Annotated in this window: 27 protein-coding genes and 2 pseudogenes; 26 read left to right on the top strand and 3 right to left on the bottom strand. The window is 38.5% G+C overall.

What is annotated here, in order from left to right:
* Positions 1 to 279: 279 nt before the first annotated feature.
* The 3 genes and pseudogenes from CZ487_RS19465 to CZ487_RS19455 form a co-directional block, all read left to right on the top strand.
* Positions 280 to 1,098 (top strand): annotated as a pseudogene (locus CZ487_RS19465) (ribonucleotide reductase N-terminal alpha domain-containing protein); the annotation flags it as partial.
* 324 nt (positions 1,099 to 1,422) lie between these two features.
* A pseudogene (locus tag CZ487_RS19460) lies at positions 1,423 to 3,159 on the top strand (vitamin B12-dependent ribonucleotide reductase); the annotation flags it as partial.
* A gap of 133 nt (positions 3,160 to 3,292) precedes the next feature.
* The gene (locus tag CZ487_RS19455; RefSeq protein WP_077213945.1) at positions 3,293 to 4,177 is read left to right on the top strand and encodes a patatin-like phospholipase family protein; all 885 of its coding nucleotides are present in this window, start codon (positions 3,293 to 3,295) and stop codon (positions 4,175 to 4,177) included.
* 35 nt (positions 4,178 to 4,212) lie between these two features.
* Here CZ487_RS19455 and CZ487_RS19450 read toward each other — a convergent pair whose 3' ends face one another.
* Complete coding sequence (locus tag CZ487_RS19450) at positions 4,213 to 4,596, bottom strand: SA1362 family protein (protein WP_077213944.1); 384 nt, start codon at positions 4,594 to 4,596, stop codon at positions 4,213 to 4,215.
* A 413-nt stretch (positions 4,597 to 5,009) separates the two neighbouring features.
* Here CZ487_RS19450 and CZ487_RS19445 point away from each other — a divergent pair, with 413 nt between their 5' ends.
* The 3 genes from CZ487_RS19445 to efp all read left to right on the top strand — a co-directional run bounded on the left by CZ487_RS19445 (position 5,010) and on the right by efp (position 7,292).
* Positions 5,010 to 5,537: a YqhR family membrane protein gene (locus CZ487_RS19445; RefSeq protein ID WP_077213943.1), complete on the top strand. Its 528-nt coding sequence runs from the start codon at positions 5,010 to 5,012 to the stop codon at positions 5,535 to 5,537.
* 114 nt (positions 5,538 to 5,651) lie between these two features.
* A complete protein-coding gene (locus CZ487_RS19440; RefSeq protein WP_077213942.1) occupies positions 5,652 to 6,713 on the top strand; it encodes a M24 family metallopeptidase in 1,062 nt (353 codons plus the stop codon).
* Between the two features lie 21 nt (positions 6,714 to 6,734).
* Positions 6,735 to 7,292 carry an elongation factor P gene (efp, locus tag CZ487_RS19435; protein WP_077213941.1) on the top strand — a complete coding sequence of 186 codons (558 nt, stop codon included), beginning with the start codon at positions 6,735 to 6,737 and terminating at the stop codon, positions 7,290 to 7,292.
* A gap of 73 nt (positions 7,293 to 7,365) precedes the next feature.
* On the opposite strand, the gene CZ487_RS27285 is transcribed toward efp, so the two are convergent.
* Positions 7,366 to 7,542: a hypothetical protein gene (locus tag CZ487_RS27285; protein ID WP_202617858.1), complete on the bottom strand. Its 177-nt coding sequence runs from the start codon at positions 7,540 to 7,542 to the stop codon at positions 7,366 to 7,368.
* Positions 7,543 to 7,620: 78 nt separating this feature from the next.
* On the bottom strand, positions 7,621 to 8,304 hold the full coding sequence (locus CZ487_RS19430) for an SIMPL domain-containing protein (protein WP_077213940.1): 684 nt from the start codon (positions 8,302 to 8,304) through the stop codon (positions 7,621 to 7,623).
* 187 nt (positions 8,305 to 8,491) lie between these two features.
* On the opposite strand from CZ487_RS19430, the gene spoIIIAA reads away from it, so the two are divergent.
* The 20 genes from spoIIIAA (at position 8,492) to spoIVB (ending at position 26,302) form a co-directional block, all read left to right on the top strand.
* Positions 8,492 to 9,409 carry a stage III sporulation protein AA gene (spoIIIAA, locus tag CZ487_RS19425; protein ID WP_077213939.1) on the top strand — a complete coding sequence of 306 codons (918 nt, stop codon included), beginning with the start codon at positions 8,492 to 8,494 and terminating at the stop codon, positions 9,407 to 9,409.
* Entirely contained in the window at positions 9,410 to 9,925 is a 516-nt protein-coding gene (spoIIIAB, locus tag CZ487_RS19420; protein WP_077213938.1) for a stage III sporulation protein SpoIIIAB, read from the top strand.
* Between the two features lie 69 nt (positions 9,926 to 9,994).
* Complete coding sequence (gene spoIIIAC, locus CZ487_RS19415) at positions 9,995 to 10,201, top strand: stage III sporulation protein AC (protein WP_077213937.1); 207 nt, start codon at positions 9,995 to 9,997, stop codon at positions 10,199 to 10,201.
* Positions 10,183 to 10,605 (top strand): stage III sporulation protein AD, encoded by a 423-nt coding sequence (gene spoIIIAD / locus CZ487_RS19410; protein ID WP_139339593.1) that lies wholly within the window; start codon positions 10,183 to 10,185, stop codon positions 10,603 to 10,605. The genes spoIIIAC and spoIIIAD overlap by 19 nt, the downstream gene beginning before the upstream one ends.
* A gap of 35 nt (positions 10,606 to 10,640) precedes the next feature.
* Complete coding sequence (spoIIIAE, locus tag CZ487_RS19405; protein WP_084783336.1) at positions 10,641 to 11,837, top strand: stage III sporulation protein AE; 1,197 nt, start codon at positions 10,641 to 10,643, stop codon at positions 11,835 to 11,837.
* Positions 11,838 to 11,854: 17 nt separating this feature from the next.
* A complete protein-coding gene (spoIIIAF, locus tag CZ487_RS19400) occupies positions 11,855 to 12,472 on the top strand; it encodes a stage III sporulation protein AF (RefSeq protein ID WP_077213935.1) in 618 nt (205 codons plus the stop codon).
* A gap of 3 nt (positions 12,473 to 12,475) precedes the next feature.
* Positions 12,476 to 13,126 carry a stage III sporulation protein AG gene (gene spoIIIAG / locus CZ487_RS19395; protein WP_077213934.1) on the top strand — a complete coding sequence of 217 codons (651 nt, stop codon included), beginning with the start codon at positions 12,476 to 12,478 and terminating at the stop codon, positions 13,124 to 13,126.
* A gap of 105 nt (positions 13,127 to 13,231) precedes the next feature.
* A complete protein-coding gene (locus tag CZ487_RS19390; protein WP_077213933.1) occupies positions 13,232 to 13,816 on the top strand; it encodes a SpoIIIAH-like family protein in 585 nt (194 codons plus the stop codon).
* 214 nt (positions 13,817 to 14,030) lie between these two features.
* Positions 14,031 to 14,546, top strand: a complete 516-nt coding sequence (gene accB / locus CZ487_RS19385) for an acetyl-CoA carboxylase biotin carboxyl carrier protein (protein WP_077213932.1) — start codon at positions 14,031 to 14,033, stop codon at positions 14,544 to 14,546.
* Positions 14,547 to 14,561: 15 nt separating this feature from the next.
* Positions 14,562 to 15,917: an acetyl-CoA carboxylase biotin carboxylase subunit gene (gene accC / locus CZ487_RS19380; RefSeq protein WP_077213931.1), complete on the top strand. Its 1,356-nt coding sequence runs from the start codon at positions 14,562 to 14,564 to the stop codon at positions 15,915 to 15,917.
* A gap of 15 nt (positions 15,918 to 15,932) precedes the next feature.
* Positions 15,933 to 16,340 carry an Asp23/Gls24 family envelope stress response protein gene (locus tag CZ487_RS19375; protein ID WP_077213930.1) on the top strand — a complete coding sequence of 136 codons (408 nt, stop codon included), beginning with the start codon at positions 15,933 to 15,935 and terminating at the stop codon, positions 16,338 to 16,340.
* Between the two features lie 166 nt (positions 16,341 to 16,506).
* Positions 16,507 to 16,899, top strand: a complete 393-nt coding sequence (nusB, locus tag CZ487_RS19370) for a transcription antitermination factor NusB (protein ID WP_077213929.1) — start codon at positions 16,507 to 16,509, stop codon at positions 16,897 to 16,899.
* A 177-nt stretch (positions 16,900 to 17,076) separates the two neighbouring features.
* Positions 17,077 to 18,426, top strand: a complete 1,350-nt coding sequence (gene xseA / locus CZ487_RS19365; RefSeq protein ID WP_077213928.1) for an exodeoxyribonuclease VII large subunit — start codon at positions 17,077 to 17,079, stop codon at positions 18,424 to 18,426.
* 6 nt (positions 18,427 to 18,432) lie between these two features.
* On the top strand, positions 18,433 to 18,660 hold the full coding sequence (locus tag CZ487_RS19360; RefSeq protein ID WP_077213927.1) for an exodeoxyribonuclease VII small subunit: 228 nt from the start codon (positions 18,433 to 18,435) through the stop codon (positions 18,658 to 18,660).
* A 46-nt stretch (positions 18,661 to 18,706) separates the two neighbouring features.
* Positions 18,707 to 19,549, top strand: a complete 843-nt coding sequence (locus CZ487_RS19355) for a polyprenyl synthetase family protein (RefSeq protein WP_077215393.1) — start codon at positions 18,707 to 18,709, stop codon at positions 19,547 to 19,549.
* Positions 19,550 to 19,819: 270 nt separating this feature from the next.
* On the top strand, positions 19,820 to 21,712 hold the full coding sequence (dxs, locus tag CZ487_RS19350) for a 1-deoxy-D-xylulose-5-phosphate synthase (protein WP_077213926.1): 1,893 nt from the start codon (positions 19,820 to 19,822) through the stop codon (positions 21,710 to 21,712).
* 3 nt (positions 21,713 to 21,715) lie between these two features.
* A complete protein-coding gene (locus tag CZ487_RS19345; RefSeq protein ID WP_077213925.1) occupies positions 21,716 to 22,555 on the top strand; it encodes a TlyA family RNA methyltransferase in 840 nt (279 codons plus the stop codon).
* A gap of 184 nt (positions 22,556 to 22,739) precedes the next feature.
* Positions 22,740 to 23,189, top strand: a complete 450-nt coding sequence (gene ahrC / locus CZ487_RS19340; RefSeq protein ID WP_077213924.1) for a transcriptional regulator AhrC/ArgR — start codon at positions 22,740 to 22,742, stop codon at positions 23,187 to 23,189.
* A gap of 15 nt (positions 23,190 to 23,204) precedes the next feature.
* Positions 23,205 to 24,893, top strand: a complete 1,689-nt coding sequence (gene recN, locus CZ487_RS19335; RefSeq protein WP_077213923.1) for a DNA repair protein RecN — start codon at positions 23,205 to 23,207, stop codon at positions 24,891 to 24,893.
* 125 nt (positions 24,894 to 25,018) lie between these two features.
* On the top strand, positions 25,019 to 26,302 hold the full coding sequence (gene spoIVB / locus CZ487_RS19330) for a SpoIVB peptidase (protein WP_077213922.1): 1,284 nt from the start codon (positions 25,019 to 25,021) through the stop codon (positions 26,300 to 26,302).
* The last annotated feature ends 181 nt before the right edge of the window (positions 26,303 to 26,483 follow it).

Genomic DNA, 26,483 nt, shown 5'->3' with positions numbered 1-26,483 from the left:
AATTTGTCAAAATAACTGAAAAAAGAACGGAAATATATCTATAACTCTATTTTTCTCATCTTTGTTGTTTTTTTTATGTTTGACAAAAATATTTTTATTTGCTCGAAACACAATATATAGTGTTAAAAGAAATATTTGCAACACAATATATTGATTTATAGAGATAGATATGATAACTTTAGATTACTTTGATTAACAGCTAGAGTATACTTCAGTTTCTATTAACTTTGTAAATAGACATAGTAATGCTGAATTTTATTTCTTAAAGGAGTTGTGTGTATGTCTGTTGCGTTAGGACAAAAAATGAATATTGATGTGGAGCGTTTGAACAAGGATATCCGATTATTTCCTCAAGTTCACCCAATCACTGCTGATATGAAGATTACGCATAAAGGTGTTTCCCGTTTGGTCATGCTTGATCGTTATACTTTCAAGGATACGGAAAAGATTACACTAGCAAATGGGGATTTTGTTGTATTAACCATCAAGGAGGACCCTAAATTTCCAGCAAGAGGATTAGGAATAATTATGGGAATTGATTGGGAGGAAAAGACAGCTCAAGTTCTTGTTGATGAAGAGTTCAGAGGTGTGCTCGATGATCCTGAAGAAGTTAGAACGGGAGTTATTAATCGTTCACTAGATGTGATTGAGAAGCCGCTAGAGCTATATTATGAGCAAATTGCGAAACGCAACGCAACAGGCTTAAGCTCAGTTGAAACGACAGAAGAGAAGAGAAAAGAATGGTTTGAGAAGTTTTATCAAGAACTTGTTCAATTGAATTTCATTCCTGCCGGCAGGGTTCTGTACGGTGCGGGAGCAGATACAGATGTAACCTACTTTAATTGTTATGTTATGCCTTTTGTGCAAGACTCTCGTGAAGGAATTTCTGAACACCGAAAGCAAGTAATGGAAATCATGAGCCGCGGCGGCGGAGTTGGTACAAACGGTTCGACACTGCGTCCGCGAAATACACTTGCTCGAGGTGTCAACGGTAAATCATCTGGTTCAGTATCATGGCTGGATGACATTGCAAAGCTAACGCATCTAGTTGAGCAAGGCGGGTCGCGCAGAGGTGCCCAGATGATTATGCTGGCGGATTAACAATGATGCACTAGTCCGCGTCGTTCAGAAAATGAATGACTAGAAAATCGGGTGAATTGCGGGGAACTCCTTAGAGGCTAGCAAGCCACAACGTGACTGGAAACGGTGAGCGTGAAGGCTTTAAAAATTGTTAGCATTGGACAATCTGCAGCCAAGCGTCATTGGGCAAAGGTAATGGCGAAGGTTCAACGACTAGAGAGTGAGTCCCAACAATAAACTCTCACTAGCGCCCGGCCCCTAACAGTCTTGCTGAGGGTGATGATATAGTCTAGTCCGATTGCATTATTGCAATGTAATATCCTGAAAAGGACGGTAAATACGTGGCATCCTGATATTATTGAATTCATTATTTCTAAAATGCAAAATCCAAGAATACTACGTTTTCTTCTAGAAACAACAAATGATGAAGCGATCAAAAGATATGCGAAAGAAAAATTAAAGTTTACCCCGCTTACAGAGCAGGAAAAAGCGATGTATCAAGGGATCTTAAATTATAGAAGCATTCCTGGACTAGGTGGATTTAGTCAGGAAATTATCGAAGAAGCAGAAGAAAAATTGACAACTGGCGGTAACTATTCTGTTCATAATTCTGAGTTCTTAACAGGAGCAAATATTTCTGTTTGTTTAACAAAAGAATTTATGGAAGCAGTAGAGAACGATGCCGATTATGAACTGCGCTTCCCAGATGTAGAGCACTACAATGCTACAGAAATGAAATACTACAATGAAGAGTGGCATAAAGTCGGAGATGTTCGCGAATGGGAAAAGATGGGCTATAAAGTTCGCGTCTATCGTAAAATGAAAGCAAAAGAATTATGGAACTTAATTAACATCTGTGCAACATACTCAGCAGAGCCAGGTATTTTCTTTATAGACAACGCAAACGACATGACCAATGCAAAAGCGTACGGTCAGAAGGTTGTTGCGACAAATCCATGTGGAGAGCAACCTCTCGCTCCATTTTCTGTCTGTAACCTTGCTGCGGTTAACTTAGCAGAAATGGCCGACAAAGAAACAAAGACTGTTAACTTTGAAAAATTGAAGCGTACTGTAGAAGTCGGTGTGCGTATGCAGGATAACGTAATTAATGCAACACCGTACTTTCTTGAAGAAAATAAAAAACAAGCACTAGGCGAAAGACGTGTTGGCTTAGGTGTCATGGGTCTTCATGACTTGCTCATTTACTGTGAAACGGAGTACGGCTCCCAAAAGGGTAATGAGTTAGTCGATAAAGTATTTGAAACGATCGCGACTACTGCTTATCGTACTTCAGTTGAGTTAGCAAAAGAAAAAGGAAGCTTCCCATTCTTGGTTGGCGAAACTGATGGTGAAACAAATCGACTTCGCCAAGCATTTACCGAAACAGGCTTTATGAAAAAAATGCCTGAAGATATTAGAAAAGCGATACTAGAAAACGGTATTCGTAACTCCCACTTACTCACTGTTGCTCCCACGGGAAGCACTGGAACAATGGTTGGGGTATCTACAGGCCTTGAACCTTACTTCTCCTTCTCATACTTCAGAAGCGGACGTTTAGGTAAGTTTATTGAAGTGAAGGCGGATATTGTTCAAGAATATTTGGATCAACATCCTGAAGCAGATGCTAATAACCTGCCGCATTGGTTTGTAACGGCGATGGAACTTGCACCTGAAGCACATGCAGATGTGCAATGTGTCATCCAGCGCTGGATTGACAGTTCCATTAGTAAAACCGTTAATGCGCCTAAAGGATACAGTGTTGAGCAGGTAGAGAAAGTGTATGAAAGATTGTATCGCGGCGGTGCAAAAGGTGGTACAGTCTATGTCGACGGATCACGCGATTCACAAGTATTAACACTTAAAGCTGAAGAAAATACAATGGATGAGAAAGAAAAGCAAGACAAACCAAAACAACATGTTGTCCTGGTTGATACCATCAGTGATGTACGTTCAACTGACGTGACAATTGGGTCTGAAGTAGGAAATACTTGTCCCGTTTGCCGTAAAGGTAAAGTAAAAGAAATCGGCGGATGTAATACATGTACGAACTGCAATGCGCAGTTAAAGTGTGGACTATAAAATAGTAAGAGGATGGAGATGATTCCATCCTCTTTTTCTTGTTTTTTTCGATTTTAGAAAAAAGACCGTACTATTTCCGCGAATCTTTGCTTAAAAATGTATGGAAACAACATCCATCAAGGGAGTGGTTTCCATGTATATAGACGGTGTGTTTTCTGGGGGAGGGATAAAAGGCTTTGCCCTTGTCGGTGCCTATAAAGCAATTGAAAATAAAGGGTTTCGTTTTAAACGAATGGCTGGAACAAGCGCGGGTTCAATTGTCGCGGCCTTAATTGCGGCAGGTTATACCAGTGATGAGATATTTGAGCTTGTGGATGAATTGGAACTCGAAGATCTATTAGACCCTAGACATGCTATTGCTCCATTTCCCGTTGCAAGATGGCTATTCCTCTATTGGAGGCTGGGGTTGTATAAAGGAAATAAGTTCGAGCAGTGGCTTGAGTCTAAATTAGCAGACAAGGGAGTCAAGACATTTGCTGACTTGGAACCGCAAGCCTTGAGAATCATTGCCTCTGATATCACCAATGGACGGATGATAGTGATCCCAGACGACCTAAGACTGTATGGTATTGATCCTCGTTATTTTTCGGTAGCAAAAGCCATCAGGATGAGCTGCAGCCTTCCGTATTTTTTTGAACCGGTAAAATTAAAGAATGGGCATTTTCCAAGTGTCGTTGTGGATGGTGGAGTACTAAGTAATTTTCCGATGTGGCTTTTCGATAAAGAGAATGTAAAAAAAGTCCGCCCGGTTCTGGGGATTAAATTAAGTCATCATCTCAACGAAAGGCCTAAAAAGAAGGTCCGGAATGCAATTGAGTTATTTGAAGCGTTGTTTGTGACGATGAAGGAGGCCCATGATTCACGCTATATATCCAGAAAGCATGAGAAGAATATTATATTTATCCCGACAGATGGTATATTAACCACTGAGTTTGATCTTTCGGATGAGAAGAAGGAACAGTTATTTCAATTAGGATATAATAAGGCAAATCAATTTTTTTCAAGATGGGGCTATTAAAAACAAAAAGCCAATTAAAATAAAAGATCGAGCCATCAAAATGAGGCCCGATTTTTTTTCTTTCCTTTTTTGCCATCAATAACAGTAAGATGTGTGGCAGATTTTGATTTATGTTTAGTTCTTTTTAATGTTGTGATATTCCCCGTACCAGCCTTTTTATGAATTGGTTTCCGCTGGTCGTTTTGTTTATATCTTTTCTTGGACATTTTTGCTGCTTTTCGAAACGCACTTTGTTCACGCTTCTGAGGGCTAGCTCCATTAAAGCGTCGTACTAAATAGAAAATGACCACGCCGATGATTAAAAACACGAAGATACTCTGCAGAAAGGCTAATGGGTCTGAAATGAATTTACTAGCTACTCCAATAATAGCTAACGTGACCAGCCCTATTACAAAATATAATGAAGTCCGATTTTTCATGAAAGCCACCTCCCTAAGAGCATGATAAGCATAAATGCGTTCTTTTAAACAAGGGTTTCTAGAATTTAACACATTTTCCCTTGAATAAGAACCAAAAATAGGGTAAAACTTCAAAGTTATGTCAAAAGATACTTATTAGAATGATAAAAAATTAGTGCTTCTTATTTACTATTATCCTTATTATATTCAGGACAAACAAAAAGAGTTATTATTCTCTATCTTTATTTTACTTTAAAATTGTAAAAAGCTCCATATTCTTCAAGGATTTGATAAATGTTTTTTTCTTACAATTATGGACGAACAAGCACAAAAAAGAAAGAGAAATTTTTATTTAAGCCTATTGTTGTAAAGAATTTTGTTTGTGATGAAAAGGAATAGGAATGCAGGGACATAATAAAAAGGAGGTGATGAACATGGCAGAAGAAAACGAAAAACTTGAACAAAATCAACAAGAAAAACCGATGTCTCTGTTAGCGATGGCGTTATTAACCGGTTTTGTTGGCGGGATTCTTTGGAGTGGCTTAGGTTATGTAGCGTATCTTTTTAATTTTACTGAAGTTTCTCCTAATGTCCTATTAGAACCGTGGGCGCTGGGTGATTGGAAAGAACGCTGGTTAGGAACAGTTATTTCAATTATTTTAATAGGAGTTCTAGGGATGGTGGCTGCTTTAATTTATTATGGCGCATTGAGAAAATTTAAAAATATTTTCATTTCCATCTTATATGGTATCGTCCTATTTTTATTAGTGTTTTTCATTTTGAATCCCATTTTTCCAGGAATTGAGCCGTTTAATGAGCTGAAACGGGATACCATTATTACCTCCGCCTGCTTATATATTCTTTTTGGGACATTTGTTGGGTACTCCATATCTTTTGAGGAGGAAGAACGGCATGTTAGAAGAAAGCGTGAAAGCGAAAGTGAAAGTGACGTACCATCGTAGCATATCGCAGGTAGCGGAAAATATAATATGGTAGAATGTTCTTAAAAGGACATTCTTTTTTACATAATATAGAAATAGATGTGGAGAATTTTTTCCCTTAAGGAGAGATGAGCAATGGAAAAATTGGAGAAATTAAGAGCTGAATATGGAAAGTCTGGCATTGATGGGTTATTAATAACAAGTGATTTTAACCGCAGATATATTTCCAATTTCACGGGGACGAGCGGAGTTGCACTGATCAGCCTTGATAAAGCACAATTTATAACAGACTTTAGATATATTGAACAGGCAACGGAACAATGTGCAGGGTTTGAAATTATAAAACATACAGGACCTATCTCTGAAGAAGTCGCAAAACAAGTGAAGGAACTTGGGATTCAAAAGTTGGGATTTGAGCAGAACCATGTAACCTTTGCCGAATACAAAGATTATGAAAATAAAGTGGATGCAGAACTGGTTCCAGTTTCTGAATTAGTTGAAAAATTACGCTTGATTAAGACCGACGCAGAGATTAAGATATTAAAGGTAGCAGCGGACATTGCTGATGCTGCGTTTAAACATATTTTAGATACCATTCGGCCGGGTGTAACTGAGCTTGAGGTATCGAATGAACTTGAGTTCTTTATGAGGAAAGCAGGTGCCGCTTCTTCTTCGTTTGATATTATTGTTGCCTCAGGTTACCGTTCAGCACTTCCACATGGAGTGGCTTCAGACAAGGTGATAGAAAAAGGTGATTTTGTTACACTTGACTATGGTGCATATTATCAAGGATATGTATCTGACATCACTCGTACGGTGGCAGTGGGAGAACCTGATGAGAAACTGAAGGACATTTATGGGATTGTTTTAGAAGCACAGGAACGGGCAATGGACGGAATCAAACCAGGGATGAGTGGTAAAGAAGCTGATGCACTGACAAGAGATTACATCACTGAAAAAGGCTATGGTGAGTATTTTGGTCATTCCACTGGACATGGAATTGGCTTAGAGGTTCACGAAGGTCCGACATTATCGATGAGGTCTGATATTATATTAGAACCAGGGATGATTGTCACGGTGGAACCAGGGATTTACATACCAGGACTTGGTGGCGTTCGGATAGAGGATGACACGATGATTACGGAGAATCATAATGAAACGCTGACTCATTCAACAAAGGAACTAATTATTTTATAACAAATTTAGGAGGATATTAGCATGATTTCTGTTAACGATTTTCGTACCGGATTAACAATTGAAGTAGACGGCGGTTTATGGCGTGTAATGGATTTCCAACACGTTAAACCAGGAAAAGGAGCGGCGTTTGTTCGCTCAAAACTTCGTAATCTACGTACAGGTGCTGTTCAAGAAAAAACATTCCGTGCGGGAGAAAAAGTAGCCAAAGCACAAATTGATAATCGTAGAATGCAATACCTATACGCTAACGGTTCACAGCATGTGTTTATGGATGTTGAATCATATGACCAAATCGAACTTCCAGAAGCATCTATTGAGTATGAATTGAAATTCTTGAAAGAAAATATGGAAGTTCATATCATGATGTTCCAAGGAGAGACATTAGGTGTTGAATTGCCTAATACAGTTGAACTTGAAGTAACAGAAACAGAACCAGGAATTAAAGGAGACACTGCTTCAGGAGGCACAAAGCCAGCTACACTTGAAACAGGTCTAACGGTTCAAGTTCCTTTCTTCGTGAACCAAGGAGATCGTTTGATCATTAACACATCTGAAGCTTCATATGTTTCACGTGCATAACTGTATTATTAGAAAAACCCTAGATGGTGAACTAACCATTTAGGGTTTTTCTTCTGTTATAAGGTATCTCTTCCTATTTTCCTTCTGTAATATCTCTGCCAGAGGCACCAACTGAAATATCTGTATCATTTTTATTATTATACTCAGGGTCAGAGTTGGCGCTTTTACGGTTGTCTCTAGCTCCGCCGAGATATTGATCGTGCAGGTCACGCTGATCACGCAAAAATTTCTCTCTATTATCATTTGTCATTATTACTCGCCCCTTTCTATATTATTGTTCACTCCTTTTTACCAAAATATGAAAGGAAACTCTTATAAATAGCTACGCCTAGAAACTAAATAAAAATCTAGCTGTAATCGACGCTTTAACTTCTAGTGTTCCTGGGGAGACAGGGGTTGTGGCGGCGCTTTTAACCATATCTCCATAAGGACTTGGAGGCTGGACGCCCCCGTGAGTATTTTCACTTATTTGAAAAGGAGGGGTTATCAATCTAATCTGTAATTTGCGAGCGATGGTGGAGGCTTTTAATATAGCGTTTTCAACCGCCATTGCTAATGCCTGTTGATAGACAATCTGTCGATTAGAGATGGAAAAAGAAATATTTGAGACCGTGTTGGCACCATTGCTCACAGCGGTATCAACAACAAGCCCAACGTTTTGAATATCTGTTACAGGAATGTTAAGGATATGGTTCACTTTATAGCCTCTTAACGTTTGAGTGTTGTCTACAAAGTCGTATACAGGATAGATGGAATACTCAATTGTTTGAATATCCTCTGCTTTCACTCCAACGCTCTGAACAGCTTGAATAATCTGTGTGATGACTGCTCCGTTTTCTCTTTGAACTTCTTTAAGCTCCATTCCCTCCGAACTTACCCCTAATGAAACTTCTGCTTGATCTGGCTGGACAGATAGCACTCCTTCCCCGGTCACTCTTATCTCTCTATTATAAAAATTCACCTGCTCTTGGCCATCTGGTACTTGCCGATAGTAAGGGTTTGTAAAATACATCTTCCTTCCCCCATTCTTTAAAATTTTGTTTATAAATTCTATCCTTCTGTTATTAAAAATGTACTAAATGCCGCAGCTATCTATTCTTTAATTCTTATTTTGAAGTTTTTAAAACAAAGTCATAAAGTAGCCAAGCAGGCATACATTTTTATTAATGACAAGAGATTTTACTAGGAGGAGTGTGGCTGTGGATCAAGTTATTAATATGTTGCCGAGCAGAATTGCAGAACAATTGGAACAACTCCCTCCTTTTTACAAAGATGGCATGGAAGAAATACGGCTTCGGATTGGGAGGCCCATAGAAGTAACCGTCAACGGTAAGCCTAAATTTCTCTCCTACTTAGTGAATCCTGAAGATGCTGTACAACTACTTAATAAAGTCAGCCATTTTTCTATTTATACATTGGAAGAAGAGCTAAAGAGGGGCTATGTCACAATCTCTGGAGGTCATCGTGTAGGTCTGGCAGGCAAAGTCATTTTAGAAAATGGTGAAGTAAAAGCAATACGTGATATTTCTTCTTTTAATATACGAATTGCCCGAGAAAAAATAGGGATTGCCGAAAAATTACTTCCCTATATCTATGAAAAGGGCTTGCAGCATACGATGATTATTGGACCTCCACAGACAGGCAAGACTACCATGCTTAGGGATATCGCAAGGATTATTTCTACTGGCCATCAATCATATCCACCTTTAAAGGTTGGCATAGTGGATGAAAGATCTGAAATAGCTGGCAGTGTCAATGGCATCCCTCAACTAACGTTTGGGCCAAGAATCGATGTATTAGATGCTTGTCCTAAAGCTGAAGGGATGATGATGATGATTCGGTCCATGAGTCCAGATGTATTAATTGTTGATGAAATAGGCAGGAAAGAAGACTGCGAGGCGATCATGGAGGCTGTTCATGCAGGAATCAAGCTGTTTATGACCACACACGGAAATTCACTTGATGAGTTAAGAAATCGTCCATTTCTAAAACCTCTATTAGAGTTAGGTATTTTCGGACGTTTTATTGAACTGAGCCGAAATGAAGGTCCCGGTACCATTACAGCGATTAAAAACAGTCATGGGAAAGAGATTGTTCAAAAAGTGAGAGTGACTTAAATGATAAAAATAATCGGAGCGATCTTTATTATGATTGCAACTACTTGGACAGGCTTTGAAGCGGCAAGGCATTTGAGTGAACGTCCAAGGCAGCTTCGGCAGTTAAAATCAGCACTGCAATCTTTAGAAGCTGAAATCATGTATGGTCATACTCCTTTACATGAAGCCTCAAGACGGCTGGCTGCGCAGTTAACAAAACCGCTTTCTTGGTTTTTTGAGGCATTTTCTAACAAGCTGACGAAAGCTGAAACGACAGTAAAAGATGCTTGGGATGAAAGTTTGAAAGAGGTTTGGAAGCTAACCGCCTTTAAGCAAGGTGAAATTGAGATCTTGAAACAATTTGGTGAAACGCTCGGGAGGCATGATCGAATGTCACAGCAAAAGCATATACAACTTGCGATTACACATCTGGAAAGAGAAGAAGCGGATGCTTGCGACAAACAAATAAAGTACGAACGCATGGTAAAAAGTTTAGGATTTCTCTCAGGATTGCTTCTCGTCATCCTGCTAATTTAAAAAACTTCTTTGAAAAAAATATGCAGCTAAAGATAGAACTGGGCCAACAACCGTTTAGGAGGAAAACAAATGGGATTAGAGGTAGATATCATTTTCAAAATCGCTGGAGTAGGCATCGTAGTAGCATTTTTGCATACAATTCTTGATCAAGTTGGTAAAAAGGAATATGCCCAATGGGTTACGCTTTTTGGTTTTATATATATTTTATTTATGGTCGCCTCTATTGTAGATGAGCTGTTCCAGAAGATTAAATCAGTATTCCTTTTCCAAGGGTAAAGGGGGGCTTAAGGATTGAGATTTTACAAATCGTAGGGATTGCGTTTGTTTCAACCTTCCTAGCATTGATTGTAAAAGAACAGAAGCCCAACTTTGCATTTTTGCTTACCGTTTTTGTTGGCTGTGCTATTTTCTTATTTCTTATAGATCAAATTTATGCCGTTATTCATATGCTTGAAAAAATTGCCGTGAATGCCAATATCAATATCGTCTATGTTGAGACCATCTTGAAAATAATCGGAATCGCATACATCGCTGAATTTGCTGCACAAATCACGAAAGACGCCGGTCAAGGGGCAATTGCCAGCAAAATTGAATTAGCCGGTAAAATCTTGATCTTGGCTATGGCCATTCCTATCTTAACCGTACTTATCGAGACAATCATACAATTAATACCGAATTAATTGATCTAGTACCCTCTTAAAAGAAGGTGAACCACTTGAAGCAATGGATGCAGTCTATTCCGATCTTTTTCTTGTTCTTTTATTTTCTACTCATTCCAAGTGTACAAGCTATAACTGAAGATCAAGAAAATGAAAGTATTGACCCCAGCAGACTAGTCGAGACGCAGTTGGATGCCTTGGATTTAGATGAATTGAAAATTTACTGGGAAAATATCCTTAATGAATATGGAGGGTTTCTTCCTGAAAGTCAGAAGGGAAGCCTTTATGATTTCGTAAAGGGTGAAAAGGAATTCTCTCTAAAGGAATGGTTCTCAGGCTTTACCAAATACATGTTCCATGAGTTCCTTGTGAATGGGAAGTTACTAGGGACATTAATTATGTTGACCGTCTTTTCAATGTTTTTACAAACCCTGCAAAATTCGTTTGAAACAAGTACCGTCAGCAAAGTAGCGTACGCGATCGTATTTATGGTCTTAATTATCATCGCCTTAAATAGTTTTCATATCGTGATTGATTATGCGAGTGGTGCCATCCACACCATGAGTTCCTTTATTATTGCCCTTATTCCTTTATTACTGGCTTTAATTGCAAGTTCGGGTGGCTTAATCTCAGCGGCTTTCTTCCATCCTGTTATTTTGTTTTTGATGAATTTAAGTGGTACCTTTATCCAATTTATCGTTCTGCCTCTTCTGTTTTTATCAGTGCTGCTAAACATAGTTAGTACGTTGACAGAACATTACAAGGTCACCCAGCTCGGGAATCTTTTACGGAATTGGAGTGTCGGACTGCTAGGTTTGTTTTTAACTGTCTTCCTCGGTGTCATTTCTGTGCAGGGTGCATCAGCTGCTGTCACAGACGGAATTGCCATTCGAACAGCGAAATTTATCACTGGTAATTTCATCCCAGTTATTGGGAGGGTGTTTACAGATGCTACAGATACGGTAATAAGTGCATCCGTTCTCTTGAAAAATACGGTAGGTATTGCCGGAGTCGTGATCCTCTTACTTATAGTTGCGTTCCCAGCAATCAAAATACTGATGGTTGCGTTTATATATAAACTTGCTGCAGCTATTCTCCAGCCTTTAGGAGGCGGCGCAGTCATTAAGTGCTTGGACATCATGAGCAAAAGCATTATGTATGTATTTGCAGCACTTGCAATCGTGTCTTTAATGTTCTTTTTAAGCTTAACGGTCATAATTGCAGCAGGAAATTTAACGATGATGGTCCGCTAGTTAGGGGGAGGATGAATATGGATTTCTTTACTGAATGGATTACCAATATTATCATCTTTGTTCTAATTGCTACGGTTATTGACTTGCTGCTCCCTAATTCTTCTATGCAGAAGTATACAAAAATGGTCATGGGTCTGTTATTAATTGTGATCATTTTGTCACCAATTTTAAAGCTTCTATCGACGGATTTTGATGCAGCTATTGCATCGATGCCTTCAATCGATAGTCTAGAGCAAAAAAACATGGAAAATTTAATAGATTTGCAGAAAAAAGAAATACAAGCTTCACAAGATGCATATATTTTAGAAGAAGTGGCTGTCCAACTGAAACAGACGGCAGAAGAGGAGTTGATGGAACAATACGGATTAAAGATTTCAAACATTGACCTTGTTATGGATGAAGAAAATCAATCCAATACGGAAATGCAATTTCAAGCCATTATCGTCCAATTGATGGAACCAGAAAAAGAAGCCGAAGCCGTTGAAGTGGTTAGAAAAGTAGAGATAAATACAAGTGAGCCTCTTCCATCGAATGACGAGACAAACGAAACTAAAAAAATTGCTTCTCTTCTTTCAGAAAGATGGAATGTGGAACCAGAAACAATTCAAGTAGTCATAGGAGGGGGGAACACATAACAAATGGATCAAGAGAAGGGGCCGATTTCCTGGTTGAAAAGGCTTTTTACTAAAGAGGCTAAGCCTGATCAAAAAAAAGGAAAATATCAATATCTGCTAATCGTCTTTCTAGTTGGAGCAGCGTTCATGCTTGTAAGCAATATTCTATTTAAAGATGGTGATCCAAATGTAAGTGTACCAGTTTCAGGAAATGGCAGTGACAGCTCGGAGGAGGTTGAAACCTTTGGACAGAAAAAATCTGCTGGAAACGACATAATCACTAACTATGAGGAACAATTTGAGACACAGCTTAAAGATGCCCTTGATGAAATCGCGGGTGTTAGTGATGTGACGGTCGTTGTTAATGTAGAGGCAACTGAAAGAATGGTTTATGAAAAAAATACCGTAACCTCTTCGCAAAAAACGGAAGAAAAAGACCGGGAAGGCGGGGAAAGAGTAGTTGAGGATTTATCAAAAGATGAACAGATGGTAATTATCCGGGATGGTGAAAAGGAAGTTCCGATTTTGCTTGAGACGAAGAAGCCTGAAATTAGGGGGGTTCTTGTCGTAGCAAAAGGTGCTGATAATATCCAAGTGAAGAAATGGATCATTGAATCTGTTACAAAATTGCTTGATGTTCCAAGCCATCGTGTATCCGTTATGCCGAAGAAATAAATCGGTTTCTAGTAGAATTTAACTAATTTATAAGATTCAAATAATCTAGGTCTAAACCTAGTAGGATATAACTATTATTTGCAATAAAAGAAGGAGGAAGTATAAATGCTATTAAAAAAACAAACAGTTTGGTTATTGACGATGTTAAGTTTGGTAGTTGTTCTATCTGTCTATTATATTACCTCACCGGAACAAAACGGCAGTGAGTTTGCAGCAGTTGATGAACAAAAAGAGGAACAAACGGAAAATACAGAGGAGAGTGCTGCAACTGATGCTGCTGACGAGGCGGATTCCACTGAAGTAGAAGGAGAGGAATCAATCATTTCCAGCGTTGCAAGTGATGAAGTGTTTGAAGGGTTAAGACTAAAGCTTGACGAAGAACGCAGTAAAATCAAAGAGGAATTAAGAGATATTATGGCTTCAACAGAACTTCCATCAGATGAACGCGGAGAAGCATATGATAGAATTCAAAAATTAGATGAAATTTCCCAAAAAGAATCTGTCCTTGAAACTTTAATTATCGCGATGGGCTATGAAGATGCTCTTGTACGTGCAGACGGCGAAAATGTTCGCATTACAGTAAAATCAAATGAACCTTCTGCATCAGCGGCGAATGATATCATCCAGGTTGTTAAAAATGAAATTGGTCAGATGCAGGCAGTTGCTGTAGAATTTCAACCAAGCAAATAAGATTTAAAAGCGGGAAAGCATGTACTTTCCCGTATTTTTATTGTGTAAGAAAAGACATTGACTTCAACTATTATAGGCGAGAAGTCATGTGATTTTAAAAGTTTTTTGAACTATTAGAAAGTTTTGGCGCGAATAGTATTGAACTTTTGTAAGCTGATATCGTATGATATTAATATCTAGTGCTAATCATACGATCACAAAAGGGGTGCCTATAATGTTAAAAGTACAAGAAATCAGGGAATTGATTAAACTAGTAGATCAATCCAACCTGGATGAATTAGTGTATGAAGTTGAAGGTTCAAAAATTAAATTGAAGAAAAATAGCGCGGGAGTAGTTTCTGTTGCACAACCAGCTAGTCATGTTTTACAAGCAGCGCCAGCAAAGCCGCAAGTAGTTGAAACTGCTGCTATTAAACAAGAAGTTCCAGCACAGCCAAAAACAGAAGCACCGGTCCAAGAGACTGTTTCTGAAGCTGTTGATACAGAAAATCTACATAAAATTACATCACCAATGGTGGGGACATTCTATCAATCACCATCACCAGATCAAGATGCATATGTAAAAGCAGGATCTAAAGTAACGAGCGATTCCATTGTTTGTATCGTAGAAGCTATGAAATTATTTAATGAAATCGAAGCTGAAGTTACAGGTGAGATCGTAGAAGTACTTGTTAAAGATGGTCAGCTTGTAGAATACGGACAACCACTATTCTTAGTAAAGCCTGAATAAGGGAGCGATTTCCGAATGATAAAAAAAATATTAATTGCAAACAGAGGGGAAATAGCTGTACGGATTATTCGTGCTTGCCGAGAACTAGGAATCGAATCAGTTGCCGTTTATTCAGAAGCTGATAAAGATTCTTTACACGTACAGTTAGCAGATGAAGCATACTGTATTGGGCCGACATTGTCTAAAGACAGTTATTTAAATTTCACGAACATTATCAGTGTAGCAAAGTTAACTGATTGTCAGGCAATCCACCCAGGCTATGGATTTTTGGCGGAAAATGCTGATTTTGCCGAGCTGTGCAGAGAGTGCAACATTACGTTTGTAGGACCTACACCGGAAGCAATTTCAAAAATGGGTACGAAGGATATTGCCCGTGAAACGATGAAAGAAGCTGGTGTTCCAATTGTTCCAGGATCACAAGGGATCATTAAAAACACGGATGAAGCTATTGAACTTGCTAATAAAATTGAATACCCTGTCATTATCAAGGCAACTGCCGGCGGTGGCGGAAAAGGTATTCGTGTAGCAAGAACAGAAGAAGAGCTTATTAAAGGCATCAATATTACGCAGCAAGAAGCAGCAACTGCCTTTGGAAATCCTGGAGTCTACATAGAAAAGTATATTGAAGACTTTCGCCATGTAGAAATTCAAGTATTGGCTGATAATTTTGGAAATGTTGTCCATTTAGGTGAACGAGACTGTTCAATTCAAAGACGACTTCAAAAATTATTAGAAGAAACTCCATCTCCGGCTCTAGACGGTGAAATTAGGCAAGAAATGGGTAATGCGGCAGTAAAAGCTGCTAAAGCAGTTGATTATACAGGCGCAGGTACGATAGAATTTATATATGATTATCGTAATCGCAAATTTTACTTTATGGAAATGAATACCCGTATCCAAGTGGAGCATCCTGTAACAGAAATGGTCACTGGAACAGATTTAATTAAAGAGCAGATTAAGGTTGCATCTGGTGAGCCTTTATCTTTTAATCAGGAAGAAATCACTTTTGATGGCTGGGCGATAGAATGCCGTATCAATGCGGAAAATCCTAGTAAGAATTTCATGCCGTCACCAGGGAAGATCAATATGTATCTGCCTCCAGGCGGACTAGGAGTTAGAATTGATTCTGCTGCATATCCAGGGTATACTATTCCACCTTTCTATGATTCCATGATTGCGAAGGTCATAACGTACGGAAGTACAAGAGATGAAGCGATTTCTCGAATGAAGAGGGCGTTAAGTGAGTTTGTCATTGAAGGAATTCACACAACTATACCTTTCCACTTGAAGTTGCTAAGTCACGAAAAATTTGTAGAAGGCGATTTTAATACAAAGTTTTTGGAAATGTATGATATCATGAAATCAGAATAAACAGGAGGTATACACATGAGTGAAAATAACATCCTGGAAATGAGCCAAAGCCATACAGGACTTGGTAAAGTTGAGATTGCTCCTGAGGTAATTGAAGTTATTGCTGGTATTGCTGCCTCAGAGGTGGAAGGCGTTTCGCAAATGCGAGGAAACTTTGCTTCTGGTGTAGTTGAAAGATTAGGGAAAAAGAACCATGGTAAAGGGGTTAAGGTTGAACTTTCTGAAGAAGGCATCAAAGTCGATGTTTATTGCACAATGAAATTTGGTGTATCGATTCCGACTGTTGCTCAAAAAGTTCAAGATAACATTCGCCAAGCCCTTTTGAATATGACTGCCCTTGATGCTGAGGAAGTAAATATCCATATTGTGGGTATTGTATTTGAAACTCAAAAGCCTGAAGCAGACATAGATCCTGAAATGTAAGAAAAAGCCAAAGACAGTGCTGTCTTTGGCTTTTTTCTTTCATATCTCTGTAATTTTTATCGTTTTTTGGAAAAAATAATGAGTATTGTATGCTTTGAGTGCTAGGGTATGCTATTATTCTTTATGGAATTCATATATTAATCCTAAAAAGGAGTTTCTAAATAGAATGAAAAGAAGAACAGCGAGAGAAAAGGCTTTACAGGCATTATTTCAAATTGATGTAAGCAGTGCTGACCCCGGACAAGCAATTGAACATGTACTAGAGGGGGCAGCAACAGATCCATATTTAGAACGTATTGTGTATGGAGTAGTAGAGCATGTAAATGAGATCGATGAAGTGTTGAAGGCACATCTTGAAAAATGGACACTTGATCGTTTAGCAACGGTTGATCGTAATCTTTTAAGATTGTCTGCTTTCGAGCTGCTTTATTGTAAAGAAGATGTACCAGCAAATGTTGTTATTGATGAGGCGATTGAAATCGCTAAAACTTTTGGGGATGATCAATCAAGCCGTTTCATAAATGGCGTTCTTTCAAAAATAAAGCAACTTAATAATTAAGAGCATCTGTCCTAACTTATTAATTCTACATAACTCGAGGGCTGCACCGTGACGCTTTGAACGTGAAATTCTCAATTATCGCATTAGTGGGGTGAAAAAAACCCCCACTGATGGAAGTTTCACTTTATAATAAGATAGGACAGTTTTTTGATTTTTTAAAAGGAGTTAAGTGCGCTTATGAATGAGCAGCGATATTTATCGATCACTGCCTTAACAAGGTATATAAAGAGAAAGTTTGATGCGGACCCCCATTTACAAGGGGTGTTAGTAAAAGGCGAAATTTCGAATTTTAAGCTTCATTCAAGCGGGCATATGTATTTTACTTTAAAGGATGAAAAAGCGAAAATACTCGCCGTTATGTTTTCAAAAAATACTCGATCTATGAAATTTATGCCTGAAAATGGGATGAAGGTGCTCGTTTCTGGCGACATTACCGTCTATGAACAAGGTGGTCAATATCAGATCTATGTTGAAAGTATGCAGCCAGATGGAATAGGGGACTTGTATCTAGCTTATGAACAATTGAAGAAGAAACTAGAAAAAGATGGATTGTTCTCTCCTCAATATAAACAGCCTATTCCAAAGTATCCTAGAACTGTTGGAGTGATTACCTCCCCTACAGGAGCCGCCATAAGGGATATTATTACAACGATAAAAAGAAGATACCCCATTGCAAATATTCTGATTTTCCCGGCAACCGTTCAGGGTGACTACGCTAAACAATCGATTGTAAAAGCGATACAACAAGCAAATGAAATGCAGGATGTAGATGTTTTAATTGTCGGCAGGGGCGGAGGCTCAATCGAAGAGCTCTGGGCATTTAATGAAGAATCAGTTGCGAAGGCTATCTTTCATTCTAATGTCCCGATTATTTCTGCAGTTGGTCATGAAACTGATTTTACCATTGCTGATTTTGTTGCTGATTTAAGAGCGCCGACACCAACGGGAGCGGCTGAGCTCGCTGTCCCACATATTGATGAGCTTTTAGATCGGGTTTTAACTGGACAGACGAGATTGATGAGAGTGATGAAAGAAAAACTGCTTTTCCAAAAGGAAAGGTTAGCTTCGATTCAAAAATCATATGCTTTCCGCTATCCTAAAAAGGTGTATGAGCAAAGGCTGGAGCAGCTAGATAAAACGACAGAGCAATTACACCGAAATACAGAAAAATCACTGCAAATAAAGCGGGATGCCTACAATATACTTCAAAGACGACTGGAAAGAAATCATCCTGCTGAGCAGCTGAGACAGGCCGCTACACAACAGGGGAAATTACAAAGAGACTTAAACAAGGCGATGACGAGTATTTTGTCATCTAAAGGAAAAGACTTTCAGCAAACGATTTCTACACTGGAGGCGTTAAATCCGTTAAAGGTTATGGATCGCGGCTATAGTCTTATCTACAGCAATGATGGCAAGCTTGCAAAGAGTGTACAAAATTTTAAAGAAGAAGATGTACTAAAAGTACAAATGGCTGACGGTACACTTACTTGTGAAGTAATTGATGTAGAGGGGAAAGGAGTCTAGTTATTTATGGAAGAAAAACTATCCTTCGAAGAAGCGATGCAGAAATTAGAAGTGATTGTAGAAAGATTAGAAGAAGGGGATGTTCCATTAGAGGAAGCGATCTCAATCTACAGAGATGGAATGCAGCTTTCAAAATTATGTCATGAAAAACTCAAAAATGTTGAAGAGCAGCTGACACAAATTATCACAGAGGATGGAAATAAAGAGAACTTTTCCATGAGAGAGGAGGAATAAAGTGGAGAAATCACTATTGCCTTCTTTTTCTGAAGTATATAAAGACATGCTAGAGGAGAAGTTTAGAGAAAGTGTTGCCCGATTAGAGGCACCTTCTGATTTAAAGGAATCGATGCTGTATTCATTAGAAGCTGGTGGAAAAAGAATACGTCCTCTTCTGTTGTTTGCTACGCTGCAGGCATTTGGTGAAATGCCTGAAAAGGGAATTCACGCAGCGGCTGCGATTGAAATGATTCATACATATTCATTAATTCATGATGATTTGCCAAGTATGGATAATGATGATTTACGCAGAGGGAAGCTAACTAATCATAAAGTTTTCGGAGATGCTATAGCGATATTAGCTGGAGATGCTCTGTTAACCTTTAGTTTTCAGTTGATTTCTGAATCAGCTAACGTGGACGCAGAGACGAAGATCAGGTTAGTAAACGAAATAGCAAAGGCTGCTGGCCCAGAAGGGATGGTAGGCGGCCAAGTTGCAGATATGAACGGTGAAAATCAACAGCTATCCCTTGAAGAACTAGAGTATATCCATATTCATAAGACTGGGAAGCTGCTAGTTGCTAGTGTGAAAGCAGGTGCGATCTTAGCGGGAGCAGATGATGATCAGCTAGAGACATTTGCGTTGTTTGCTCATCACTTGGGACTTGCTTTTCAAATCCGTGATGATATTTTAGATCTTGAGGGATCTGAAGAAAAGATCGGAAAGAAAGTGGGAAGTGATGAAAATAATCATAAAAGTACCTATCCGTCACTACTTACAATGGATGGTGCTAAGAAGGCCCTTGCTCATCATATTGAAATGGCAAAGGGGAACTTAAAGCAAACAGGTATGAATACGAAGCTATTAGAGGAAATTACAGACCTCGTAGCAAATCGTGACCACTAAGATGCTTCCGCTCTTGTGTTCGTTGAGACCTATGCTTATTTGTGATATAATACAGAGTGTTTTAGTTGATGCTGTATAATTGTCATTATTTGGCTGCTTTTCGTACATAGATCAATTAAGCGGAGAAATAAAAATAGTACGTTCGATATAGTGTCTAAAGACCGTTATCACTTTTGTGTTAGCGGTTCTTTTTTCAAGGTTCTATTTTTTATACCTCTCCCATATCATCAAGAAATGTTTCAATTAGAAATGAAAGTGAGTGGTCCACTCATGGATTTGTTATCAATAAAAGACCCAGCCTTTTTGAAAGGTTTATCAAATCAGGAATTAGAAAAATTAAGCAGTGATATCCGGCAGTTTTTAATAGAGAGGCTATCTAGAACTGGCGGTCATATTGGCCCTAATCTGGGCGTCGTAGAGCTAACGGTTGCTCTTCATAAATGTTTTGATAGCCCAAAGGACAAGATTCTTTGGGATGTGGGACACCAATCCTATGTTCATAAAATCCTTACTGGGAGAGCTTGTCAATTTGATACATTAAGACAGTATAAAGGTTTATGCGGATTTCCTAAAATGAATGAAAGTGAGCATGACGTATGGGAAACAGGCCATAGTTCTACTTCATTGTCAGCTGCGATGGGAATGGCGATTGCGCGTGATCTTAAAAAGGAAGACTCTTACATCATTCCTGTAATTGGCGATGGAGCTTTAACGGGCGGAATGGCTCTAGAGGCGCTAAATCATATTGGGCATGAAAAGAAAGATATGATTGTTGTCCTAAACGATAATGAAATGTCAATTGCTCCAAATGTGGGAGCTCTTCATAATGTATTAGGCCGCCTAAGAACGGCTGGCAAGTACCAATGGGTAAAAGATGAGCTAGAGTTTCTATTAAAGAAAATTCCAGCGGTAGGCGGCAAGCTCGCTACAACAGCAGAAAGAATCAAAGACAGCTTGAAATATCTGCTCGTTTCAGGAGTTTTCTTTGAAGAGTTAGGGTTTACGTATCTAGGCCCGATTGATGGTCATGATTTTGAAGCTCTATTTGAAAATATGGCCTATGCGAAAAAAATTGAGGGTCCCGTTCTACTGCATGTGATTACAAAGAAAGGGAAAGGTTACCAGCCTGCTGAAAATGACACGATCGGAACATGGCATGGTACTGGAGCCTATAAAATTGAAACGGGTGATTTCATTAAACCGGTTCAATCTCCCCCAGCATGGAGTAAACTTGTAAGTGAGACAGTAAGAAAACTTGCCCGAGAAGACGAGCGAATTGTTGCTTTAACACCTGCCATGCCGGTTGGATCAAAGTTAGAAGGGTTCGCAAGTGAATTTCCTGATCGGATGTATGATGTTGGAATTGCGGAGCAGCACGCAGCAACCGTAGCTGCTGGACTTGCAACGCAGAAGATGAAGCCTTTCTTAGCGATTTACTCAACTTTTCTACAAAGAGCATATGACCAGGTTGTTCATGATATCTGCCGGCCTAACCTGAATGTATTCTTCGGGATTGACCGAGCAGGACTTGTTGGGGCAGATGGAGAAACACATCAAGGTGTTTTTGATATAGCGTTTTTAAGACATATACCGAACATGGTTCTCATGATGCCAAAGGATGAAAATGAAGGGCAGCATTTAGTGTATACGGCCATTAATTATGATGACGGTCCGATTGCCATGAGATTCCCAAGAGGAAATGGTTTAGGTGTGCCAATGGATGAGAAGTTGGAGGAAATACCTATCGGATCATGGGAAATCTTAAAAGAGGGTAATGATGCAGCTATTCTTACTTTTGGCACGACAATTCCGATGGCAATGAAAGCTGCTGCAGTGTTGGAAAAACAAGGATATTCCATTAAAGTGGTTAATGCCCGCTTCATAAAACCATTAGATGAGAATATGCTTTTACAGTTATTTAAAAACAATATGCCGATCTTAACGATAGAAGAAGCAGTTCTTCAAGGCGGTTTTGGAAGTTATGTCCTTGAATTTGCCTCAGAACAAGGCTTTCAACATGCAAAAATTGAAAGAATGGGCATTCCGGATCAATTCATAGAACATGGGAGTGTAAATGAATTATTGGAAGAAATCGGCTTAACTACTGAAAATGTTGTGAAAAAGCTGCAAATACTAGCTAGAAAAAAACAAAAAAGGGCATAAAACATGAAAGTTAAAAAGGAACGAGTAGATGTATTACTAGTTGAAAGAGGTCTAGCGGAGACCCGCGAGAAGGCGAAAAGGGCAATTATGGCTGGCTTGGTATACAGCAATGAAACCCGGATGGATAAGCCAGGTGAAAAGATTAGTTCTGACTTGCCTCTTATCATTAAAGGGAATGTTCTTCCTTACGTCAGCAGAGGCGGTTTAAAACTTGAAAAAGCACTAAAAGTATTTGATTTAGATATTAAAGATAAGGTTTTGCTTGATATTGGATCATCTACCGGAGGATTTACCGACTGTGCTTTGCAGCATGGGGCAAAAATGTCTTATGCATTAGATGTGGGTTACAACCAGCTTGCGTGGAAGCTTAGGCAGGATGAACGTGTTGTTGTGATGGAACGGACGAATTTCCGCTATGTCACCCCTGCTGATTTAGTTCGGGACATGCCTACCTTCGCTAGTATTGATGTATCATTTATTTCCTTAAAGCTCATATTGCCAGTGCTAAAGACTTTGCTTGTACCTGGTAGTGATGTGGTAGCTTTAGTTAAGCCGCAATTTGAAGCAGGTAGAGAACAAGTTGGCAAAAAAGGGATTGTTCGCGACTATAAGGTTCACGAACAGGTGTTAACCACCATGATTGATTTTTCTTTAAATAATGGCTATGATGTCAGAGATTTATCCTTCTCCCCGATAACTGGTGGAGACGGCAATATTGAATTTCTCTTGCACTTAACATGGAATCAAAAGGAAATTGGCAGTAATTTATTAAAGACACCGCCTTCGGAAATTGTTTCAAAGGCACATGAACAATTAAAAAACAAACAAAAGGATGGGGAATAAGCTGCTGCTTGTTCCCTTTTCTTTTTCCGATGGAAAATAATTTTGGTTTTATCAATAATAGAAAGAGGAAATTGTCGACTTTTGGAGAATAAAAAATATACAGAACGATGAATAATTTTACAAGTTCATCAGATTAAGCTAACATGAAAATAGGCATGAATTAGCGAATAGTAAGGTGAGGTTAATGAATAAAGGACAACGACATATTAAAATAAGAGAAATTATTACAAATAATGACATCGAGACACAGGATGAATTAGTGGATGAATTAAAAAGCGCAGGGTTTAACGTGACTCAAGCAACTGTTTCAAGAGATATTAAAGAGTTGCACTTAGTTAAGGTACCGATGCTGGATGGCCGTTACAAATACAGCCTGCCTGCAGATCAGAGATTTAATCCTCTACAAAAACTAAAGAGAAATTTGATGGATGCTTTTGTGAAAATTGATCAAGCAGGTCATTTATTAGTAATGAAAACTCTGCCAGGAAATGCAATGGCGATAGGAGCATTAATTGATAATCTCGATTGGGAAGAGATACTAGGGACGATCTGTGGCGATGATACAATTCTAATTATCTGCAAGACACCAGAAGATACTGAAGTGATCTCAAATCGATTTTTAGAAATGCTTTAACAGGAGTGAATGTCCATGCTCAGTGAATTATCCATTAAAAATTTTGCCATCATCGAAGAACTTTCCATTTCATTTGAGAAGGGTTTAACAGTACTTTCTGGTGAAACAGGAGCAGGTAAATCAATTATTATTGATGCTATTCATTTGTTAGTTGGGGGAAGAGGATCATCAGAGTTCGTTCGTCATGGAGAAGATATGGCAGAAATAGAAGGTCTTTTTCAAATAGATAGCGATGATCATCCATGCAGCCAAAAGTTATCTGAATTTGGAATTAGTATGGAAGACGGCATGATTGTCATGCGCCGTAATATTTCACGTTCGGGAAAAAGTGTATGCAGAATCAACGGAAAGCTTGTAACAATCGCAATCCTAAGGGAGGTTGGTGCTACCCTTGTTGATATCCACGGCCAACATGAACATCAGGAATTAATGGATGACACAAAACACCTTCCATTATTAGATCAATTTGGCGAACAAAAAATCTCACCTGCTTTAGAAGAATATAAGCAGATATTTCATCAATATGAAAAAACATACAAGCAGCTTAAAAATCTTAGTGAAAATGAACAGCAAATGGCACACCGTCTTGACTTAATTTCCTTTCAATTTGAAGAAATTCAAAAAGCGCAATTAAAGATCAATGAAGATGAAGAGTTGTTTGAAGAAAAAATAAGGCTAGGCAATTTTGAAAAAGTCTATGATGCCTTAAAATTAAGCTATTCAGCCTTGCAGGGTGAACAGAAGGGGCTGGATTGGATAGGTTTAAGTATGAACCATTTGGAAGAGGCGGCAGGTTTAGATACTGCCTATAAGGAAATGGCTGATTCTGTCTCAAATAGTTTTTATTTGCTTGAAGAGGTTGCAAGAAATATTCGCAGCCAATTTGATTTGCTTGAGTTTAATCCAGAGCGTCTTAGTGAAATAGAAGATAGATTAAATGAAATAAATGGTTTAAAACGAAAATATGGGAAAACGATCGAAGAGATATTAGAATATGCCTCAAAGATAGAAGAAGAAATGGAGACGCTGCAAAATAAAGAAACCCATATTGAAAAATTACAAAAAGAACTGGAATCCTTAAAGAGTGACTTAGAGATTGAAGCGAGAGAACTCAGTAATTTACGACAGCAATCTGCAGGGAAATTACAGAATTTAATCCACAAAGAATTAAAAGAGCTTTACATGGAGAAAACCATTTTTGAAGTGATGTTCTCAAGCAATTATGATCTTTTTACGTCAACAGGCTCAGACAAAATTGAATTTTATATTTCAACGAACCCTGGCGAGCCGCTAAAGCCACTTTCTAAAATTGCATCAGGCGGTGAGCTTTCAAGAATCATGCTTGCGATGAAAAGTATATTTTCTAAACATCAGGGAGTCACATCGATTATATTTGATGAAGTTGATACTGGTGTCAGTGGAAGAGTTGCTCAAGCGATTGCTGAAAAAATTTACAATGTTTCCATAAACTCGCAAGTCCTTTGTATTTCACATCTTCCGCAAGTTGCCGCGATGGCAGATACACATCTATATATCGAGAAATCCACAAGTGCTGGAAGAACAAAAACATCAGTCAAAGTGCTTAATCAAGATGAGAAAATTAAAGAAATTGGCCGAATGATTTCAGGTGTTGAAATCACTGAATTAACAAGAGAACATGCTAAGGAATTACTGCTTCTTGCAGAAGAATTAAAAATAACTTGAAAAGCTATCCAATATGGGTAGCTTTTTTATTTTGACAGGGGTTATAAATGCGTCTGATGCAGGCAAAATTAAAGATGTAGCCATTAAAAGTGTGTGTGGACTAGAAGCGAGGAGAGTGAAGATAGTTGAAATATGAACTTCTTAGAAAAATAATTGGTGGAATTCTCCTTGTTTCATTAGTTGCAATTGGATTCTCCAAGCCTTTCCAACAGTATTTACAAATACCGAACCAGGTAACTCTCTTTGAGGGTCATACAATAGAGTTTGGCAAAGCTTCACCTGTATCTGCGAAAGTGTCGATGGATAATATCTCAATTGAACAAAATAACCAAAGTGTTACGTTAAATGCGAAAAAATATGGAAAAGACGAAATGTTTTTAGAATTAGCAGGTTTCCCCATTAAAAAAGTCGATGTTGATGTTCTAAAGGATTTTAGAGTCATTCCTGGCGGTCAGTCCATTGGTGTAAAAATGAATACGGTTGGGGTGTTGGTGGTAGGACATCATCAAGTAAACACCTCACAAGGAAAAGTATCTCCAGGAGAGCTGGCAGGTATTAAAGTAGGAGATATTATTACAAAAATAAACGGCAAAGAAATTGAAAAAATGTCGGATGTTGCTCCATTTGTTCAGGAAGCTGGTCAAAACGGCAAGCCGCTTAAGATGGAAATAAGCAGAGAAAGCGGTAAAATCACAACTGATTTAAAACCGGAAAAAGAAAAAGGGGAAGAAAATTTTAAATTAGGTCTCTATATTCGTGATTCAGCAGCTGGGATTGGAACGATGACGTTTTACGATCCAGAATCAAAAAGATATGGAGCATTAGGACATGTTATTTCTGATATGGATACAAAAAAACCGATTGTGGTTGAGGATGGACAAATTGTCCGATCAACCGTTACGTCGATTGAAAAAGGAAGCAATGGAGATCCGGGTGAAAAACTTGCAAGGTTCTCTTCAGATAAAGAAGTAATTGGTAATATTCAAAGGAACAGTCCATTTGGGATATTTGGCAAACTTAATCGTGATATAGAAAACGGTGTTATGGACAAGCCGATGCCGATTGCCCTTTCCCACCAAGTAAAAGAGGGTCCAGCCAAAATCTTAACAGTTGTAGACAATGACGAGGTAAAGGCTTTTGATATAGAAATTGTCAGTACCATTCCTCAGAAATTTCCTGCTACAAAAGGAATGGTCATTAAAGTAACAGATAAAGAATTGCTCGATAAAACCGGTGGAATTGTCCAAGGGATGAGTGGAAGTCCGATCATTCAAGATGGCAAGGTAGTGGGAGCTGTCACTCATGTCTTTGTTAACGACCCTACGAGTGGATATGGGGTACACATTGAGTGGATGTTAAATGAAGCAGGAATTAATATATATGAAAAACAAGAGGAAAAAGCGAGCTAAGAATAAAAAAAGAACAGGCGGAGACATCCGCCTGGTTTTTTGTTTTAATTTTTATGATATGATAGAGGAAATAAAGATTATTCGACAAACTTGTCCGAATTAAAAAATCAACTGACGAATATAGTCGAAAATGAAAGAAAACGAAAGAATTAATAAGCTTTTATACGTTTTTTAACAAAAA

This window comes from Robertmurraya dakarensis (assembly GCF_900156875.1).
Lineage (GTDB): Bacteria > Bacillota > Bacilli > Bacillales > Cytobacillaceae > Robertmurraya > Robertmurraya dakarensis.
This window is presented reverse-complemented; position numbering and strand designations above follow the sequence as displayed.

Excerpts from the sequence above, each read along its gene's own strand:
- accC (WP_077213931.1), top strand. The coding sequence starts at position 14,562 with ATGATAAAAAAAATATTAATTGCAAACAGAGGGGAAATAGCTGTACGG.
- spoIIIAB (WP_077213938.1), top strand. The coding sequence starts at position 9,410 with ATGATAAAAATAATCGGAGCGATCTTTATTATGATTGCAACTACTTGG.
- ahrC (WP_077213924.1), top strand. The coding sequence starts at position 22,740 with ATGAATAAAGGACAACGACATATTAAAATAAGAGAAATTATTACAAAT.
- CZ487_RS19440 (WP_077213942.1), top strand. The coding sequence starts at position 5,652 with ATGGAAAAATTGGAGAAATTAAGAGCTGAATATGGAAAGTCTGGCATT.
- CZ487_RS19375 (WP_077213930.1), top strand. The coding sequence starts at position 15,933 with ATGAGTGAAAATAACATCCTGGAAATGAGCCAAAGCCATACAGGACTT.
- CZ487_RS19455 (WP_077213945.1), top strand. The coding sequence starts at position 3,293 with ATGTATATAGACGGTGTGTTTTCTGGGGGAGGGATAAAAGGCTTTGCC.
- recN (WP_077213923.1), top strand. The coding sequence starts at position 23,205 with ATGCTCAGTGAATTATCCATTAAAAATTTTGCCATCATCGAAGAACTT.
- nusB (WP_077213929.1), top strand. The coding sequence starts at position 16,507 with ATGAAAAGAAGAACAGCGAGAGAAAAGGCTTTACAGGCATTATTTCAA.
- CZ487_RS19390 (WP_077213933.1), top strand. The coding sequence starts at position 13,232 with ATGCTATTAAAAAAACAAACAGTTTGGTTATTGACGATGTTAAGTTTG.
- CZ487_RS19430 (WP_077213940.1), bottom strand. The coding sequence starts at position 8,304 with ATGTATTTTACAAACCCTTACTATCGGCAAGTACCAGATGGCCAAGAG.
- CZ487_RS19445 (WP_077213943.1), top strand. The coding sequence starts at position 5,010 with ATGGCAGAAGAAAACGAAAAACTTGAACAAAATCAACAAGAAAAACCG.
- CZ487_RS27285 (WP_202617858.1), bottom strand. The coding sequence starts at position 7,542 with ATGACAAATGATAATAGAGAGAAATTTTTGCGTGATCAGCGTGACCTG.
- CZ487_RS19355 (WP_077215393.1), top strand. The coding sequence starts at position 18,707 with ATGCTAGAGGAGAAGTTTAGAGAAAGTGTTGCCCGATTAGAGGCACCT.
- spoIIIAF (WP_077213935.1), top strand. The coding sequence starts at position 11,855 with ATGGATTTCTTTACTGAATGGATTACCAATATTATCATCTTTGTTCTA.
- CZ487_RS19360 (WP_077213927.1), top strand. The coding sequence starts at position 18,433 with ATGGAAGAAAAACTATCCTTCGAAGAAGCGATGCAGAAATTAGAAGTG.
- dxs (WP_077213926.1), top strand. The coding sequence starts at position 19,820 with ATGGATTTGTTATCAATAAAAGACCCAGCCTTTTTGAAAGGTTTATCA.
- CZ487_RS19345 (WP_077213925.1), top strand. The coding sequence starts at position 21,716 with ATGAAAGTTAAAAAGGAACGAGTAGATGTATTACTAGTTGAAAGAGGT.
- accB (WP_077213932.1), top strand. The coding sequence starts at position 14,031 with ATGTTAAAAGTACAAGAAATCAGGGAATTGATTAAACTAGTAGATCAA.
- CZ487_RS19450 (WP_077213944.1), bottom strand. The coding sequence starts at position 4,596 with ATGAAAAATCGGACTTCATTATATTTTGTAATAGGGCTGGTCACGTTA.
- xseA (WP_077213928.1), top strand. The coding sequence starts at position 17,077 with ATGAATGAGCAGCGATATTTATCGATCACTGCCTTAACAAGGTATATA.
- efp (WP_077213941.1), top strand. The coding sequence starts at position 6,735 with ATGATTTCTGTTAACGATTTTCGTACCGGATTAACAATTGAAGTAGAC.
- spoIIIAG (WP_077213934.1), top strand. The coding sequence starts at position 12,476 with ATGGATCAAGAGAAGGGGCCGATTTCCTGGTTGAAAAGGCTTTTTACT.
- spoIIIAC (WP_077213937.1), top strand. The coding sequence starts at position 9,995 with ATGGGATTAGAGGTAGATATCATTTTCAAAATCGCTGGAGTAGGCATC.